This window comes from Pseudomonas sp. 2FE, assembly GCF_005503735.1.
Lineage (GTDB): Bacteria > Pseudomonadota > Gammaproteobacteria > Pseudomonadales > Pseudomonadaceae > Aquipseudomonas.
Map to the genome: position 1 here is coordinate 41464 of NZ_SCMO01000017.1, position 17576 is coordinate 59039.

15 protein-coding genes are annotated in these 17576 nt (G+C 63.3%); 10 read left to right on the forward strand and 5 right to left on the reverse strand.

Going from position 1 to position 17576, the window contains the following annotated elements:
• Positions 1–51: 51 nt before the first annotated feature.
• From FFS12_RS19405 to FFS12_RS19415, 3 genes are read left to right on the forward strand one after another with little or no spacing between them, the layout of a single operon-like run.
• On the forward strand, positions 52–507 hold the full coding sequence (locus FFS12_RS19405) for a tripartite tricarboxylate transporter TctB family protein (RefSeq protein WP_137889327.1): 456 nt from the start codon (positions 52–54) through the stop codon (positions 505–507).
• A 4-nt stretch (positions 508–511) separates the two neighbouring features.
• On the forward strand, positions 512–2026 hold the full coding sequence (locus FFS12_RS19410) for a tripartite tricarboxylate transporter permease (protein WP_137889328.1): 1515 nt from the start codon (positions 512–514) through the stop codon (positions 2024–2026).
• Positions 2019–3059: an AbrB family transcriptional regulator gene (locus FFS12_RS19415; protein WP_137889330.1), complete on the forward strand. Its 1041-nt coding sequence runs from the start codon at positions 2019–2021 to the stop codon at positions 3057–3059. The genes FFS12_RS19410 and FFS12_RS19415 overlap by 8 nt, the downstream gene beginning before the upstream one ends.
• An 84-nt stretch (positions 3060–3143) precedes the next feature.
• Here the strand turns inward: FFS12_RS19415 and ung are convergent, their stop codons facing one another.
• Complete coding sequence (gene ung, locus FFS12_RS19420) at positions 3144–3842, reverse strand: uracil-DNA glycosylase (RefSeq protein WP_137889332.1); 699 nt, start codon at positions 3840–3842, stop codon at positions 3144–3146.
• Positions 3843–4122: 280 nt separating this feature from the next.
• Here ung and FFS12_RS19425 point away from each other — a divergent pair, with 280 nt between their 5' ends.
• The gene (locus FFS12_RS19425; RefSeq protein ID WP_137889334.1) at positions 4123–4536 is read left to right on the forward strand and encodes a PaaI family thioesterase; all 414 of its coding nucleotides are present in this window, start codon (positions 4123–4125) and stop codon (positions 4534–4536) included.
• A gap of 57 nt (positions 4537–4593) precedes the next feature.
• Here the strand turns inward: FFS12_RS19425 and FFS12_RS19430 are convergent, their stop codons facing one another.
• Positions 4594–5475: an AraC family transcriptional regulator gene (locus tag FFS12_RS19430; RefSeq protein WP_137889336.1), complete on the reverse strand. Its 882-nt coding sequence runs from the start codon at positions 5473–5475 to the stop codon at positions 4594–4596.
• Positions 5476–5615: 140 nt separating this feature from the next.
• On the opposite strand from FFS12_RS19430, the gene FFS12_RS19435 reads away from it, so the two are divergent.
• The 5 genes from FFS12_RS19435 to mmsB all read left to right on the forward strand — a co-directional run bounded on the left by FFS12_RS19435 (position 5616) and on the right by mmsB (position 11399).
• Entirely contained in the window at positions 5616–7109 is a 1494-nt protein-coding gene (locus FFS12_RS19435; RefSeq protein WP_137889338.1) for a CoA-acylating methylmalonate-semialdehyde dehydrogenase, read from the forward strand.
• Positions 7110–7212: 103 nt separating this feature from the next.
• Positions 7213–8376 carry an isobutyryl-CoA dehydrogenase gene (locus FFS12_RS19440; protein WP_137889340.1) on the forward strand — a complete coding sequence of 388 codons (1164 nt, stop codon included), beginning with the start codon at positions 7213–7215 and terminating at the stop codon, positions 8374–8376.
• A gap of 104 nt (positions 8377–8480) precedes the next feature.
• Positions 8481–9299 (forward strand): enoyl-CoA hydratase, encoded by an 819-nt coding sequence (locus FFS12_RS19445; protein ID WP_137889342.1) that lies wholly within the window; start codon positions 8481–8483, stop codon positions 9297–9299.
• Between the two features lie 71 nt (positions 9300–9370).
• Positions 9371–10474 carry an enoyl-CoA hydratase/isomerase family protein gene (locus tag FFS12_RS19450; RefSeq protein ID WP_137889344.1) on the forward strand — a complete coding sequence of 368 codons (1104 nt, stop codon included), beginning with the start codon at positions 9371–9373 and terminating at the stop codon, positions 10472–10474.
• A gap of 37 nt (positions 10475–10511) precedes the next feature.
• A complete protein-coding gene (mmsB, locus tag FFS12_RS19455; RefSeq protein WP_137889346.1) occupies positions 10512–11399 on the forward strand; it encodes a 3-hydroxyisobutyrate dehydrogenase in 888 nt (295 codons plus the stop codon).
• A gap of 77 nt (positions 11400–11476) precedes the next feature.
• Here mmsB and FFS12_RS19460 read toward each other — a convergent pair whose 3' ends face one another.
• The 3 genes from FFS12_RS19460 to FFS12_RS19470 are packed head-to-tail and all read right to left on the reverse strand — an operon-like array spanning position 11477 to position 16380.
• A complete protein-coding gene (locus FFS12_RS19460) occupies positions 11477–12832 on the reverse strand; it encodes an HlyD family type I secretion periplasmic adaptor subunit (RefSeq protein WP_137889352.1) in 1356 nt (451 codons plus the stop codon).
• Positions 12833–12839: 7 nt separating this feature from the next.
• The gene (locus FFS12_RS19465) at positions 12840–14996 is read right to left on the reverse strand and encodes a type I secretion system permease/ATPase (protein WP_137889348.1); all 2157 of its coding nucleotides are present in this window, start codon (positions 14994–14996) and stop codon (positions 12840–12842) included.
• A gap of 34 nt (positions 14997–15030) precedes the next feature.
• Positions 15031–16380, reverse strand: a complete 1350-nt coding sequence (locus tag FFS12_RS19470; RefSeq protein WP_137889350.1) for a TolC family outer membrane protein — start codon at positions 16378–16380, stop codon at positions 15031–15033.
• A 321-nt stretch (positions 16381–16701) separates the two neighbouring features.
• Between FFS12_RS19470 and FFS12_RS19980 the strand changes: the two genes are divergently transcribed.
• The coding region (locus tag FFS12_RS19980; RefSeq protein WP_171011925.1) for a retention module-containing protein at positions 16702–17576 on the forward strand (875 nt) is incomplete at its 3' end.

The window sequence follows — 17576 nt, forward strand, 5'->3', positions numbered from 1 at the left end:
AGAAGGTCCTGGCCAGCGCGCTCCTCTGCCTGTTCCCGCGAGGACTTCCCCATGCTGTTCCAACGACTGTTCACCCTGAGCGGGCTCATCGCCTGCGCGGTGCTCGCCGTGTTCGCCTGGCAATACCAGACGGCCTTCTCCTACGAACCGGTCGGCCCGCGCGCCTACCCGTTGTTGATTCTCGGCCTGACCGCAATCGGCCTGATCTACCTGACCATTCGCCCGACACGCCTGAGCAAAGGGCACGACGACCACCCGCTGGACAACGCCACGCTGCGCAAGATCGGCCTGTGCATCGTCATGCTGCTGGCCTATGCCGCACTGTTCGAGCCGCTCGGCCTGATCGTCAGCAGCAGCCTGGTCGGTATCGGCCTGGCCATGCTCTATGGCGCGCCCTGGAAACCCGCGGTGCTGGTCAGCCTCGGCCTGGCGATTGGTCTTTATCTGCTGTTCGACAAAGTGCTCGACGTACCGCTGCCGCTGGGTTTGCTCAGCGTGCTGGAGTGATGACATGGATACCTTAAGCTTGCTCGGTCAGGGGTTCGGCGTTGCCATGACCCCCTATAACCTGACGGCGGCCCTCATCGGCACCTTTATCGGCACCATAGTCGGCCTGCTACCCGGCCTCGGCCCGATCAACGGCGTAGCGCTGTTGATTCCCGTGGCTTTCGCCCTCGGCCTGCCACCGGAATCGGCGCTGATCCTGCTCGCCGCTGTCTACCTCGGCTGCGAGTACGGCGGACGCATCTCCTCGATTCTGCTGAACATTCCCGGCGAGGCCTCGACCCTGATGACCACCCTCGACGGCTACCCGATGGCCCGCCAGGGCCTGGCCGGGGTCGCGCTGTCGCTCTCGGCCTGGAGCTCCTTCGTCGGCGCGTTCATCGCCATCATCGGCATGGTCCTGTTCGCCCCGCTGCTGGCGAAATGGGCGATTGCCTTCGGCCCGGCGGAGTACTTCGTGCTGATGGTCTTCGCCATTGTCTGCCTGGGCGGCATGGCCGGCGACAAACCGGTGAAAACCCTGGTTGCGGCGCTGCTCGGGCTATTCCTCGCGACTATCGGCATCGACGCCAACAGCGGCGTGTACCGCTTCACCGGCGACAACGTCCACCTGGCCGACGGCATTCAGTTCGTGGTCCTGGTCCTGGGCCTGTTCTCGGTCAGCGAGATTCTCCTGATGCTGGAGAAAACCCATCACGGCCAGCAGGCGATCAAAGCCAGCGGCCGCATGATGTTCAATTTCAAGGAAGTCACCTTCACCTTCATGACCACCCTGCGTGGCGGCCTGATCGGCTTCGTCTTCGGCGTGCTGCCCGGCGCCGGCGCGACTGTCGGCAGTGCGGTGGCCTATATGAGCGAGAAGAACCTGATCGGCCCGAAAGGCAAGTTCGGCCAGGGCGACATGCGCGGCCTGGCCGCACCGGAATCCTCCATCGGCGCCTGCGCCTGCGGCAACCTGATCCCCATGCTGACCCTCGGCGTACCGGGCTCCGGCACTACCGCGGTGATGCTGGGCGCGCTATCGCTATACAACATCACCCCAGGCCCGCTGCTGTTCCAGAACCAACCGGACATCGTCTGGGGCCTGATCGCCTCGCTGTTCATCGCCAACATCATGCTGTTGATCCTCAACGTGCCGATGATCCGCGTATTCACCAGCATCCTCAGCGTGCCGAACTGGGCGCTGGTGCCGCTGATCGCGATCATCACCTCGATCGGCGTCTACGCCGTGCATGCGACGACCTTCGACCTGCTGCTGATGGTCGGCATCGGGGTCTTCGGTTACGTCTTGCGCAAGTTGGATTTCCCGCTCTCGGCGCTGCTGCTCGGCTTTGTGCTGGGCGGCTTGATGGAAGATAACCTGCGCCGCGCACTGTCGATCTCCAACGGCAACCTGGACATTCTCTGGGCCAGCCCGATCAGCATCGGCTGCTGGGTGCTGGTAGCGGCCATGCTGGTGCTGCCGATCGTCCGTATCCTGCGTAAGCGTGCTGCCCTGCGGCGCGAGCTGGCGAATGCCTGAAAGAACCTGGCCGGACTGGTGGGGAACGCCGCTGGTCGGCCTGGCCGGCGGCTACCTGGCCAGCCTGGTTGACTGGCCACTGCCGTGGATGATCGGCTCGTTGCTGACGGTGATTCTGCTGCGCTGCCTGGCGGGCTGGCAGTTGGCTGAAGTACCCGGCGCCCGCAAATGCGGGCAATGGATCATCGGCATTGGCATCGGCCTGCACTTCACCCCGGCGGTGCTCGAACAGGTGCTGTCGCATAACGGCATCATCCTGGTCGGCGCGCTGCTGACCACACTGTCCTGCCTGATAGGCGTCTCGCTACTGCGCCGCAGCGGCGAGGATCGCGCCACCGCGTTCTTCGCCAGCATGCCGGGCGGCGCCAGCGAAATGCTCAACCTCGGCGCCCGCAATGGCGCCATCGCCAGCCGGGTCGCGGCCGGGCAAAGTCTGCGTCTGCTGCTGGTGATACTTAGCGTGCCCGCGTTGTTCCAGTGGCTGCTGGGTGCTGGAGCGCCCGTACATCAAGCCGCAGCGGTGGACTGGCGCTGGCTGGCCCTGCTGTTTCCCACAGGTGCGCTGGTGGCGGTGTTCTGGCAACGCCTGCGCCAACCGAATCCCTGGCTGCTCGGCCCGCTGGTGGTCAGCGCGGCGATCAGCCTCGGCTTCGACCTGCAGATCGGCCTGCCCGGCTTCGCTAGCGCGCTGGGCCAATGGTTGATCGGCAGTGCGCTGGGTTGCCACTTCGACAGGCTGTTCTTTCGCAGTGCCCCCGCGTTTATCGCTCGCACTCTGCTGGCTACCGCCTTGATGATGCTGTTCGCCGCGCTCGCCGCGGAGGTTTTGGGTTGGCTCGGCGCGCTGGATCACCAGTCGCTGATGCTCGGCATGATGCCCGGCGGCATCGCCGAACTCAGCTTGACGGCCGAGGCACTCCACCTCTCGGTGCCGCTGGTGACGGCGTTGCAGGTGTTGAGGTTATTGCTGGTGCTGTTTCTCGCAGAGCCGGTGTTCAGGCTCTGGCAACGAATCGGCAAGACCACGTTTTAGCCCGCCTTGTGCGGGCTTTTTTTGGCTCTTCGCTCCGCCTATTACCTACTTGACGTGCTCGCTTAGCAGAGCGCATGCCCAACCTCAGACGATCTCCGGCAACCGCCAATCAATCGGCTTGAGGCCGTATTGAACGAGGAACTTATTGGTGCGGCCAAAGTGGCCGTTGCCGATAAAACCGCGATGGGCGGACAACGGCGAGGGGTGCGGCGAGCGCAGGATCAGGTGCTTGGTCGGGTCGATCAGACTTTCCTTTTTCTGCGCATGCGCGCCCCAGAGCAGGAACACCAGGCGCGACTGATGGGCACCGACCACCTCAATGACCTTATCGGTAAAGAGCTGCCAGCCCTTGCTCGCGTGGGAGCCGGCGAGCGCACGCTCGACGGTCAACGAGGTATTGAGCAGCAACACGCCCTGCTCCGCCCAACTCTGCAGGCAGCCGTGCTGGGCGATCTCGATATTCTGGTCGCGCTTCAATTCCTTGTAGATGTTCAGCAAGGACGGCGGCGGAGCTACCCCCGGCTGCACCGAGAAACACAAGCCATGGGCCTGACCGGGGCCATGATAGGGATCCTGGCCGATGATCACCACCTTGACCTGATCCAACGGCGTCAGGTTGAGCGCGTTGAAGATCAGCGGCCGCGGCGGATAGATCTCCTTGCCGGCCGCCGCCTCATCGCGCAAGAACTCGCTCAGCTCGCGCATATAGGGCTTGTCGAATTCCTCGCGCAGGGCGTTCTTCCAACCCGCTTCGAGTTTGATACGGTCATCCGCGGCGTTCATCCATCCCCCAACAGGCCTGCGCGCAGCGCGGCCTGAACACAAACAAAAAAAGGTTATGTACCCGTTAGCTGGGCTGCAACCCTTCGTCAGGTTTTGCGCATTTCCAATGCCCGCCCTGCAACAGCTAACTCAGACATAGCCAACAAAAACGGCAACCTAGAGAAGCGCTCCGGGCAAGTCAAGGCAAGTGCTGATACAGCGCCATCACGCCGTTGGATGCTGATTGCCGTAGCGTACCCAGAGGCCAAGACTGTGGATGAACCTCAGCCGGAGAGATGCCATGGAAAGCCCTACCGCGATTACCCGCGAACATTTGGAAGAAGCCCTGCAACACTCGCCGTTTGCCCAGATGATCGGCTTCGAGCTGACCGAGTTCGCCCCCGGCCAGATCACCCTTGAGGTGCTGCCGCGGCACGAACTGACCCAGCACCACGGCTTCGTCCACGGCGCGGTGGTGGGTTTTATGATCGACAGCGCCTGCGCCTGGGCCGCGGCCTCGGTGGTCGGCGATGTGGTGACCGCGGAGTACAAGGTCAACCTGCTGGCACCGGCCATCGGCGAAAAGCTGATCTGCCGCAGCGCCGTGATCAAGGCCGGCCAACGTCAGGTGGTGACCCGCGCCGACGTCTTTGCCCTGCGCGACGGTCAAGAAAAGATCATCGCCACCGGCTTGGCGACCATCGCACGCGTGTAGGTTGGCGCTGAGCAAAGCAATGCCCAACAAGGAGCCGCTTGCGGCGCCCCCAAGCGCTTACCCCTGATGCAGCGCCCGGTAGTGACTGGGCGCCATGCCGACGACTTTGCGAAATAACCGCGAGAAGTAATACACGTCCTCGTAGCCCAATTGCTCGGCAACCTGGCCGATGCCCTGCTCGCCCTCATCCAGCAGACGGCAGGCGTGGGCCATTTTCAGCCGGATAAAGTCCTGGATCGGCGCATAGCCGGTCAGCGCGCGGTAGGTCTTGGCGAAGTGAAAGCGCGACAGTTTGAACTGCGCCGCCAACTGGTCGAGGTTCAGCGCGCCATGCAGATGGGCGCGCATCACCGCCTGCACCGCATCCACATCCAATACCCGCCCGGACTTCAGCGTGGCCCGTGCCGGCAGTACCGCCAGCGAAGTCAGCAGCACCTGCAGCTGGTGCGCCGCCAGAATGAAATGCGGCAGGCTCAGGCCTTGCCGGCGTAACCCCAGCAGCGCATCGAACTCCGCCAGCAGACGCGGTTGCACGCCAATCCGCCAGATCGGCCCCTTGCCCAGCGGGCGCAAAAACTCCGCCGCCAACTCGCCCTCGAAATGCACCCAATACAGCGTCCAGGGTCGACTGGCGTCCGCGCCGTAGGCATGCGCGCGACCTTTTGGCAGCAACAGCAGATCACCACCGCCGACCTCGAATCGTCCATCCTCGGTTTCCAACCAACCCTGGCCGGCGCGGCAATAGAGCAGTAGATGATCCTCCGGCTGCGGGCGGCTCATGCGATGCCCGTATGCCTCGGGATAAAACCCGAGCGCCAGCGGATAGCAGCCCATCGCCAGCGGATGACGGGAAAGCGCCCGGCGTAAGCGCGGCGGCGTGATAAAGCGCAGGCCATTGGCCGGCAGGGGCCAGTTAGAGGTTTCGACGCTACGGACCATGCGGCTGCATCCTTCGGCCTAGCGGGCCGAGCGATAATCAATCCCAAGATCGTCCATCCACCGACCAAGATCGTCAATCCTCAGCACGCCCAACAGTCGCTATATATAAACGCTGGCAACCCGCTACCGTGGAGAGTGCGATGAGCAAGGTAATTCCCCAGTTGATTGCCGGTGAGTGGCGCGAAAGCCGCTCCCGCGAGTTGATCGAGGTGACCGACCCGGCGACCCAGGAAGTCCTGGCCCTGGCCCCCAAAGCCACCCACGAGGAAATTGAAGCGGCCATCGCCAGCGCCAAGGAAACCTTCCTCAGCTGGCGTGAAGTGCCGGTATCCGAACGTGCGCGCTTGATGCTGCGCTACCAGCACCTGCTCAAGGAACACCACGACGAGCTGGCACAGATCCTCGCCAAGGAAACCGGCAAGACCTTCGCCGATGCCAAGGGCGATGTCTGGCGCGGGATCGAAGTCGTCGAGCAGGCCGCCAACATCGCCAGCCTGATGATGGGCGAAACCGGCGAAAACATCGCCCGCGGTATCGATACCGCCAGCTGGATCCAGCCGCTCGGCGTCTGCGTCGGCATTACCCCGTTCAACTTCCCGGCGATGATTCCCCTGTGGATGTTCCCGCTGGCCATCGCCGCCGGCAACACCTTCATCCTCAAGCCGTCCGAACAGGACCCCATGACCCCCAACCGATTGGCCGAGCTGTTTATCGAGGCCGGCGCCCCGAAAGGCGTACTGCAGGTGCTGCACGGTGGCCGCGAACAAGTCGACGCCCTGCTCACCCACCCGGATATCCGTGCCATCTCCTTCGTCGGTTCGGTGCCGGTGGGCCAGCATATCTACCGCACCGGCACCGCCCACCTGAAGCGCGTGCAAGCCTTCGCCGGGGCGAAGAACCACATGGTGATCATGCCCGACGCGAACAAGGATCAGGCCCTGAGCAACCTGGTCGGCGCCAGTTGTGGCGCCGCCGGGCAACGCTGCATGGCGATCAGCGTGGTGGTCTTCGTCGGCGCCGCGAAAGACTGGATCCCCGAACTGGCCGGACAAATGGCCGAACTGCGTCCCGGCTACTGGAATGACCCGCGCGCCGCCTACGGCCCGCTGATCAGCCAGCAGGCCAAGCAACGCGTGCAACGCCTGATCGTCGAAGGCAAAGCCGAAGGCGCCGAGTGTCTGCTCGACGGCAGCCACTGCACAGTGCCTGGCTACCCCGACGGCAACTGGCTCGGCCCCAGCCTGTTCCGTGGGGTGAGCACCAAGATGGGCCTGTACCGCGAGGAAATCTTCGGCCCGGTGCTGGTGTGCATGGAGGTCGAGAGCCTGGCGGACGCGATCAAACTGATCAACGACAGCCCCTACGGCAACGGCACCTCGATCTTCACCAGCTCGGGTGGCGCCGCGCGGCACTTCCAGCACGACATCGCAGTCGGCCAGGTCGGCATCAACGTGCCGGTGCCGGTGCCGCTGCCGTTCTTCTCCTTCACCGGCTGGAAAGGCTCGTTCTACGGCGACTTGCACGCCTATGGCAAACAGGGCGTGCGTTTCTACACCGAGACCAAGACCGTCACCAGCCGCTGGTTCGATGAGAGTCCGGTGAGTGGGCCGAATATGACCATTCAGTTGAAGTAGGCTAGCTAGAGCACAGCCAAACCCAGCGCCGCATCACGCTGGGTTTCGGCGCTAGCGCCTCTACCCAGCCTACGATCTAGGCTCCTGCACCAATGGAGAAGACATGGATTTTGACCTAAGCGAAGAGCAACGCCTGCTGGTCGAGAGTGCGCGGGCCTTCGCCAGCCATGAACTGGCACCGCACGCCGCCGACTGGGATCGCGACCATCACTTCCCCGTAGACGTGATCCGTCGCGCCGCCGAGCAGGGCTATCTGGCCCTGTATATCGGTGAGGAGGATGGTGGCCTGGGGCTCTCGCGGCTGTCGACCTCGCTGATCTTCGAGCAACTGTCGGCCGGCTGTGTCGCCACCACCGCCTACCTAACCATTCACAACATGGCCAGTTGGATGCTCGCCAGTTTCGCCGACCCGGCGTTGAAAGCCGCATGGCTGCCACGCCTGATCAGCGGCGAATTGCTCGCCTCTTACTGCCTGACCGAACCGGACGCCGGCTCCGACGCCGCGCACCTGCGCACCCGCGCCAAACGCGAGGGCGACGAGTACGTCATCGACGGCAGCAAATGTTTTATCTCCGGCGCCGGCTCGACCTCCGTACTGATTGTCATGGCGCGTACCGGTGGAGACGGCGCCAAGGGGATTTCCTGCTTTCTGGTGCCGGCCGATGCCCCCGGCGTGCGTTATGGGCGCAATGAATTGAAGATGGGCTGGCGTGCACAGCCGACCCGCTCGATCAGTTTCGAGGGCGTGCGCATTCCGGCGGGCAACCGCATCGGCCCGGAAGGCCAGGGCTTCGTCTACGCGATGAAGGGTTTGGATGGCGGCCGCTTGAATATCGCCAGTTGCTCGCTCGGCGCGGCCCAGGCCGCGCTCGAGCAATCGCTGCGCTATGTTGAGGAGCGCAAGCAATTCGGCAAGCCGCTGGCAGAGTTCCAGGCCCTGCAATTCAAGCTTGCCGACATGCTCACCGACCTCACTGCCAGCCGGCAAATGGTGCGCCTGGCCGCGCATAAGCTCGATCAGCAACACCCGGAAGCCAGCCTCTACTGCGCCATGAGTAAACGCTTCGCCACCGACCATTGCTTCGACCTGTGCAATGCGGCGCTGCAACTGCACGGCGGCTATGGCTACCTGAACGATTACCCGCTGGAACGCTGGGTCCGTGACAGCCGCGTGCACCAGATCCTCGAGGGCACTAACGAAATCATGCGCGTGATCGTGGCGCGGCGCCTGCTGGAGCAAGGCGGTATGCTCGATCAACTGCTGTAGCTACGAGGTAGGCTGGGTAGAGCAGCGCGAAACCCAGGTCCGTTTTTTTGCAAGTGCTGGGTTTCGCTGCGCTCTACCCAGCCTACGACAGGGACAAATCGCTTATGAGCAACGCCGTAGAAGCCTACAACCCCGGTCTCTTCGACCTGACCCATAAACTGACGGTGGAGAAGCACGGGCACACCGCCCTGCTCACCATCAACCACCCGCCGGCCAATACCTGGGATCACGAATCGCTGATCGGCCTCAAGCAGCTGATCGAGCACCTCAATCGCGATGACGCTATCTACGCCCTGGTGATCACCGGCCAAGGCAGCAAATTCTTCAGCGCCGGGGCCGACCTGAAGCTCTTCGCCGATGGCGATAAAGCCCGCGCCCGCGAGCTGGCCCGGCGTTTCGGCGAAGCCTTCGAGGCCCTGCGCGATTTCCGCGGCGTGTCGATTGCCGCGATCAACGGCTACGCCATGGGCGGCGGCCTGGAATGCGCCCTGGCCTGCGACATCCGCATCGCCGAGCGCCAGGCGCAAATGGCCCTGCCGGAGGCCACGGTTGGCCTGTTGCCGTGCGCCGGTGGCACCCAGGCGCTGCCCTGGCTGATCGGCGAAGGCTGGGCGAAACGCATGATCCTCTGCGGCGAGCGCGTCGATGCGGAAACCGCCCTGCGCATCGGCCTGGTCGAACAAGTGGTGGACAGCGGGGAAGCCCGCGGCCATGCCCTGCTGCTCGCGGCCAAAGTCGCGCGGCAGAGCCCAGTCGCGGTGCGCACCATCAAGCCCCTGCTGCAGGGCGCCCGTGAGCGCGGGCCGAACAGCTGGCTGCCCGAGGAGCGCGAACGCTTCGTCGACCTGTTCGATGCCGATGACACCCGCGAAGGCGTCAACGCCTTCCTGGAAAAACGCGACCCGCAATGGCGTAACCGATAAGCCTAGATGGTGCGCACAGCGCACTCTACACACACCCGTAGGGTGCGCCGCGCGCACCAGGAACCGGCAACATGAACGTAACTTTCGAAGAGCTCGTGAGTCGGCACGGCGCCCGCATCGGCATCGCCAGCCTGGATGCCGAACAGAGCCTGAATGCCCTCTCGCTGTCGATGATCGAGGCATTGGACGCCAAACTGCACGCCTGGGCCGAAGACCCGGCCATCGCCTGCGTGATCCTGCGGGGCAACGGGCCGAAAGCCTTCTGCGCCGGCGGCGATGTGCGCAGGCTAATTGAGGCCTGCCGCGAACATCCCGGCCAAGTACCGCCGTTGGCCGGGCGCTTCTTCGCCGACGAATACCGCCTCGACCACCGCATCCACACCTATCCGAAGCCGCTGATCTGTTGGGCCCATGGCTATGTGCTGGGCGGCGGCCTGGGTTTGATGCAAGGCGCGGGCATCCGCATCGTCACCCCGAGCAGCCGCCTGGCGATGCCGGAAATCAATATCGGCCTGTATCCGGATGTCGGCGGCAGTTGGTTCCTCAGCCGCCTGCCAGGCAGGCTCGGCCTGTTCCTCGGCCTGACCGCCACGCAAGTCAATGCCCAGGATGCACTCCAGCTCGGCCTGGCCGACCGCTTCCTGCGTGACGAGCAGCAGGACGAGTTGATCCAGGGGCTGCTGCAACTGAACTGGCAAGAACAGCCGGCCATGCAGCTGAACAGCCTGCTCAAAGCCATGGCACACGAGGCCCATGAGCAACTGCCGCAAGCCCCGCTGCTCGCGCGGCGCAACGCTATCGACCACCTGCTGGATGTCGCCGACCTCCCCAGCGCCTGGCGCGCCATCAGCGCCCTGCAAGACGATCGCGACCCGCTGCTCAGCCGCGCGGCCAAGACCCTGGCGGCCGGCTGCCCGCTCACCGCGCACCTGGTATGGCAGCAGATCGAACGGGGCAAACACCTGTCCCTCGCGCAAGTGTTCCAGATGGAATACACCATGAGCTTGAACAGCTGTCGCCACCCGGAATTCCCCGAAGGCGTACGTGCCCGTCTGATCGACAAGGACAACGCGCCGCGCTGGCACTGGCCGGACGTCGCCAACATTCCCGCAGCCGTCATCGAGGCGCACTTCCAGCCGACCTGGGAAGGCCCGCACCCGCTGGCGGACTTGTAAGAACCTATTCACCTCACCTCGGCCAAGGAGCACAACCATGAAAAAAGTCGCCTTTATCGGCCTCGGCCATATGGGCCTACCCATGGCTCGCAACCTGCTCAAAGCCGGTTTCGAACTCAAGGTCTTCGACTTGCAGCAAAGCGCCATCGACGAGCTGGCGGCCGAAGGCGCCCACCCCGCGAATGACGCCCGCGACGCCGTGCAAGAAGCCGAAGTGGTGATTACCATGCTCCCGGCCAGCCGCCATGTCGAAGACCTGTACCTCGGCGAACAGGGCCTGCTCGGCTATATCGCCCCCGGCAGCTTGGTGCTGGAGTGCTCGACCATCGCCCCCGAGTCGGCCAAGAAGGTGCACCAGGCCGCCGCCGAGCTGGGTCTGGAGATGCTGGATGCACCGGTCTCCGGCGGCACCGCCGGCGCGGCGGCCGGCACCCTGACCTTTATGATCGGAGGCCAAGCCGGTGCGCTGGAGAAAGCCCGGCCGCTGCTGAACGCCATGGGCAAGAATATCTTCCACGCCGGCCCGGATGGCGCCGGGCAAGTGGCCAAGGTCTGCAACAACCAGTTATTGGCGGTGCAGATGCTCGGCACCGCCGAGAGCATGGCCCTCGGCGTGGCCAATGGTCTCGACCCGAAGACCCTGGCCGAGATCATGCGCCAGAGCTCCGGTGGCAACTGGGTGCTGGAGCGCTACAACCCCTGGCCCGGCGTGATGGAAAACGCCCCGGCGTCGAAGGGCTACAGCGGCGGCTTTATGGCGGAGTTGATGACCAAGGACCTGGGCCTGGCCCAGGAAGCCGCACAAGCCACCGGCAGCAGCACCCCGATGGGCGCGCTGGCGCTGAGCCTGTATCGCTTGCTGCTCAAGCAGGGCCACGGCCAAGAAGATTTTTCGGTGGTGCAGAAGCTGTTCGTTGCCGAATAGCACGGCACTGTAGGAACGGCCCATGCCCGCGATTGGCTTCTTCGCGGACATGGGCCGTTCCTACAAAAACGTCGGTCTCAACGTTCTCGCAACGCCTCGGCACGGGCACGAATGATCGGCTTGAGCAGGTAGCTGAGAATGCTCTTCTTGCCGGTGATGATGTCCACCGAGGCGACCATCCCCGGAATGATCAGCAGCGGCTGCTCCTCCGAACCCAGGTGGCTCTTATCGGTGCGCAGCTTGATCAGGTAGAAACTGTTGCCCTCCTCATCGGTGATGGTGTCGGCACCGATCTGCTCCAGCTTGGCCTTCAGCCCACCGTAGATGGTGTAGTCATAGGCGCTGAACTTGACCACCGCCTCCTGCCCCGGATGGAGGAAGGCGATGTCCTGCGGGCGAATGCGCGCCTCGACCAACAAGGTGTCGTCCAAGGGCACGATTTCCACCAAATCGCTACCGGGCTGGATCACGCCGCCGATGGTGTTGACCAGCAACTGCTTAACGATACCACGCACCGGCGAGGTGACCAGGGTACGGCTGACGCGATCCTCGAGCGCCTTACCGGTCGCCTCGATCTTGCTCAGATCGGTGCGGGTTTCGTTCAACTGGGTCAGCGCCTCACTGCGAAAACGCCCGCGAGTCTCGTCGATCTTGCGCTCGACTTCCTTGATCGCCGACTCGGCCCGTGGAATCGCCAGGCCGGTGGCCTCCAATTGGCCACGGTTCTCCACCTCGGCGCGCTTGAGCCGCAGCACTTCGACCTGGGAGATCGCGCCTTCGGCGACTAATGGCTCGGACATCTGAATTTCCTGTCGCAGCAGATTCAGGCTGTTGCGGTACTGCGCCTGCTTGGAAGCAAACTCGCGCAACTCCTGCTGACGCTGGATCAGTTGCTCTTGCAGTCCGGCCACCTCGTCCTGCAACTGTTGGCGACGGCTCTCATACAGCGACTGCTCGCTCGCCGCCAGGCCGGGAGCCAAACTCAGCACGCTCTGCGGCACATTCAGCGGACGACCCTCGACCTCGGCATTCAAGCGCTCGACCCGCAGCAGCAAGGCCAGCCGATCGGCCTCGGTCTCGCCGACATTCGAGGCGAAGCGGGTGTCATCCAGGCGCAGCAGCGGGTCACCGATCTTGACGATCTGGCCCTCGCGAACGAACAGCTCGGCGACTATGCCGCCTTCGAGGTTCTGAATTTTTTGCAGCTTGGAGGACGGAATCGCCTTGCCATCGCCCCGGGTAACCTCATCGATCACCGCAAAGTTGGCCCACAGCAGCAGAAACACGAAGAAGCCGATCAGCGTCCAGATGGTCAGCCGCACCACCCGCGGCGCATCCTCCACCAGCGCCTTGCTGACCTCCGGCAGCGGTTGCCCGCTCAGCGAGTCCGAGCCGTTGAAATAGCCACGCAAGCTTTGCCGGAATTGTCCCATCCACAACTTACGCGACACTGATTTGCCCCTTCTTCAGCGCGTCCATGACCGAGGCTTTCGGGCCGTCGGCGATGATCAGGCCTTTGTCGATGATGATCAGGCGGTCGACCAGCGACAGCATCGAGGCCCGGTGCGTGACCAGCACCAAGGTCTTATTCGCCAGCAGCGCGGCCAGGCGCTGTTTCAGGCGCTCCTCGCCGGTGTTATCCATGGAGCTGGTCGGCTCATCGAGTAACAGGATCGGCGGATTGAGCAACAGCGCGCGGGCCAGGGCGACGTTTTGCCGCTGGCCGCCGGACAATTGCTGCCCCCGCTCGCCCACCTGCAACTCATAGCCCTGCGGATGCAGCCGGGCGAACTCATGCACGCCGGCCAACTCAGCCGCCTGCAGCACCAACTCGTCCTCGACGTAACGCGCGCCGGAGACCACATTGTCGCGCAGCGTACCGCTGAGCAACTGGATGTCCTGCGGCACGTAGCCGATGTTGTGGCGCAACTCGCTGACATCCAGTTGGCGAATGTCCACGCCATCCACCAGCAGGCTGCCGGCATCGGCCTGATAGAGCCCGACCAGCAGCTTGGCCAGGGAGCTCTTACCCGAGCCGCTGCGGCCGATGATGCCGACCTTCTCGCCCGGGCGAATGACCAGGTTGAGGCCTTTCAGCGCCGGGTTCTGTTGGTTCGGGTAGCTGAAATCCAACTGCCGGCACTCGATGGCGCCTTGCAGGGTCTGGCGGGTCAGCGGCCGCTCATCTTCATGGCGCTCCTGGGGCAGCTCCATCATCTGGTCGACCGAATCCATGGTCACTCGCGCCTGTTGATAGCGCGTGAGCAGCCCGGACAGCTGCGTCAGCGGGCCGAGGGCGCGGCCGTTGAGCATGTAGCAGGCAATCAAACCACCCATGCTCAGGTTGCCATCGATGATCAGGTAGACGCCAAACACTATCATCACCACCCCGGCCAATTGCTGAATCAACTGGGTGATGTTCAGCGCCAGACTGGACAGCATGCGCGCACGCAACTCCAACCGGCTGAGGGTGCCGATGGTCTGCTCCCACTGATACTGGCGCTCGCTTTCGGCGTTGTTGACCTTGACCGCATCCAGCCCGGCCAGCGTCTCGATCAGGCTCGACTGCCGCTCCGCCGACAGCGCCATGGTCCGTTCCATGGTCTCGGCCAACGGCTTTTGCAGCGCCCAGCCGATCAGCACGGCGATCGGGAACGCCAGCACCGGAATCCACACCAGATGCCCGCCCAGCAGCGCGATTACCAACAACACCAGCAAGGTGAACGGCAGGTCGATCAGGCTGGTCAGGGTCAGCGAGGCGAGAAAGTCGCGCAGCGTCTGAAATTCATGGATGTTCTGCGCGAAACTGCCGACCCGCGCCGGGCGAAACCGCATGGTCATGCCGACGATGCGTTCGAACAGCGTGGCGGAGATGATCAGGTCGGTCTTCTTGCCGGCCAAGTCCAGGCACAGGCCGCGCATCGACTTGAGCAACAGATCGAACAGGTAGGCGCCGGAGATACCGATGGCCAACACCCAGAGTGTCGCCGCGGCCTGGTTGGGCACCACGCGGTCATAGACGTTCATGACGAACAGCGGCGCCGCCAAGGCGATCACGTTGATCAGTACACTGGCGGCGATGGCGTCGGCATACAGCCAGCGCGAGCGCTTCAAGGTATCGCGGAACCAGGAGCGGGTGCGTGGGATCAGGGTGCCGTGATTGACATCGAACTTGTGCTGCGGCTGAGCGAAGAACACCTGGCCGCTGTAATCCTCGGCCAGTAGCTGCGGCTCGACCCGCACCTCGCCACCATCGCTCTCGCTAAGCAGCAAACGCGCCTTGCCGTCAGCCTCCCAGCCAATCAGCACAGCGCTGCGGCCGTCTTTGAGCAGCAGCAATGCCGGCATCGCCATCGCTGGAATTTGCTCCAGGCGGCGCTGCAACAGACGCCCCTGCAAGCCAGCCCGGGCTGCCGCACGCGGCAACAGCTCGGCACTCAGGCGCTGTGCCGGCAAGGGCAGTCCAGTAGTCAGCATCGCCCGACTGGCAGACTTCTGATGCAAGGCGCAGAGCGAAAGCAGACCGTCCAATAAAGGATCGTCATGCTGCCCGCGTGGATCATGGCTGAGCTGAACTCGACTAACTTCTGATTCCACGCTGGGGCACTCTTTTTCTTAGGCGGCAAACCACTCAATTCAAACCAGGCAGACTCACCTGTGGCTTCACGTCGTCTTGCACGACGGAGGCCAGTGGCGCGACCACTCCCTGACTCTTGAGCAACTCGCCCATGGTCGCCTTGATCCGGTACTGAGTAAACAGTTCAGTAAATTTGACCTCGGCCAGACGACGCTGCGCAGTGAACAACTCATTTTCACTGTCCAGCAGATCGAGCAGAGTGCGCTCACCGAGGCTGAACTGCTTCTGATAGGCCGTACGCACATTGCCGCTGTAATCCACGTACTGCTGGGCGATGGGTAGCTGCGCGCGGGCATTGTTCAACGCATTCCAGGCCAGGCCCAACTCTTCATTGAGTACGCGCAAGGCATTGTTGCGAATATCCAGGGCCTGATTGGCCTGGTAGGACTTCGATTGCAGGTCCGCCTTGTTGCTACCGCCGGCAAACAGGTTGTAGCGCATGCGCAGCATGGCCTGCCAATCGTTGACGTGCCCAGCCTGGCCATCCAGGTTGTTATCCGCCGAACGCGCCAACTCGGCGTCGAAGCGCGGGTAGAAGGTCGACTTCGCCGCCTCGTACTGCTTCTCGGCGGCAACGATGTCCGACTCCGCCGAACTCAGAATCGGGCTGTTCTCCAGCATCTGCTGACGGGCCTGACCGAGGTTCTCCGGCAACTGGCCAAGCAAGCCTTGTGGGCGAGTCAGCTCGGCAGCCTCTTGGCCGACGGCACTGAAGTAGTTGGTTTGCGCGTCCGCCAGGTTGGTTTGCTCGGTAATCAGGTTATTGCGCGCTTGCGCCAGACGCGCTTCCGCCTGGTCAAGGTCAGCTAGGCGCCCCACCCCACGGGAGGTGCGCAGGCTGATCTGATCGTAGATCCGTTCATGGCTGCGCAGGTTATCTTCAGCCAGGCGCACCAAGTCTTCACGCGTCAGCACGTCCAGATAAACCTGTGCCACGCTCAGCGCCGTGCGCTCGGAAGTACCCAACAGCTCATAAGCGCGGGAGTTCACCGTCGCCTGCTGACGACCGACTTCGTTTGAAGTAGCAAAACCATCGAAAACCATCTGCTGCAAACGCAGGCTCGACTCGCTGCGCGTCAAGGTTTCCCAATGATTGCCAGCACCCCGCGTCGACGGATTATCCGTGCCTTCACGGCCAATACCACCGAGCAGATCGACCGACGGCAGATAGCCGCCCTTCGCCGCTTTCAGCTGGGCATCGGCAGACAAGCGGCTATTCACACCGGCCTGCACCTCCGGATGAACGTCTAGCGCATGCTGCATTGCCTCAGACAAGCTCTGGGCGTGGGTCGAGAGACTGACAGCGAGAGCAAGGGGTAGAACCGCAAAAAAACGCATACGCATGTTATTCGCATCCTTCTGGCAAAAAGCGTCCATTTATAGGGAGATGCTGCGACGGCCGGGAAGCGAAACGCCCCTCAACCCCCTCGCAAAACGCTGTGCGAGCAGGCATCAATGTCAAAGTGACAAGACCGTGCGGATTGTTTAGGATGAGGATAGATTGGTCAATACTTTGGCATAAACTTAATAGCCAAAAACAATAAGCCAATTATTTGGCGTCATTTTATCGCCTACAACTTTATTTGCGCATCCCCTGCATAGGCACTGCTACTGCCCTACAACTGCGTGGAAGCCAGCTGACCGTCAGACCAAGGAGAGTCGTCCATGAGCAGTGTTATTGCCATCGTCAAAAGCGTTGTTGCCCAGGTCTTCGCGCTTTCCCCGGAAGGTATTCAACGCCTGCTCATCGAAGGTGATCGCCTATTCAAAGGCGACCAGATCATCACCGGCTCCGCGGGCATGGTCTCCCTGGTACTGGCTGACGGCCGCATCATCGACCTGGGCCGTGACAGCCAGTGGCAAGCCTCGGCCGAAGAGCCGAAGAACGAAGAAGGCAACGCAGAGGGCGAGACTGTCGACGAGCTGCAACAAGCCATCGCCGCCGGCGTTGACCCCACCGAAGCACTCGACTCATCGGCCGCAGGCCCCAGCGCAACTGCTGGCTTATCCGATGGTGGTGGTACGAGCGGCGGCCACGGCTTCATTCAACTGGCCGAAACCGCTGAACGCCTTGACCCAAGCATCGGCTTTGCCACGCAAGGGCTGGACTTCTCCGCTGCTGCTCTGGACGAAGAACTCAGCACTGGTACGCAGGACAACAACGCCACCGTCATCCTCGACACCGGCGCCACGGCCAGCCTCAGCGTCGACCCGATCACCAGCGACGACCTGCTCAATGCCAGCGAAGCCGCCAGCAACGTCAACGTCAGCGGCACCGTCGGCGGCGATGCCGCCCTCGGCGACAGCGTGACCTTCAGCGTCAACGGCAGCGCCTACAGCGGCGCGGTCATCGACCTCGGTGGCGGCGTGCTGGGCTTCAGCATCGCGGTGGCCGGCAGCGACCTGGCCGCCGACACCAGCTTCGACGTCAGCGTCAGCGGCAGCGATGGCGCCGGCAACCCGTTCAGCGCCACCGCCACCTCGAGCCACGGCGTCGACACCACGGCCACGGCCAGCCTCAGCGTCGACCCGATCACCAG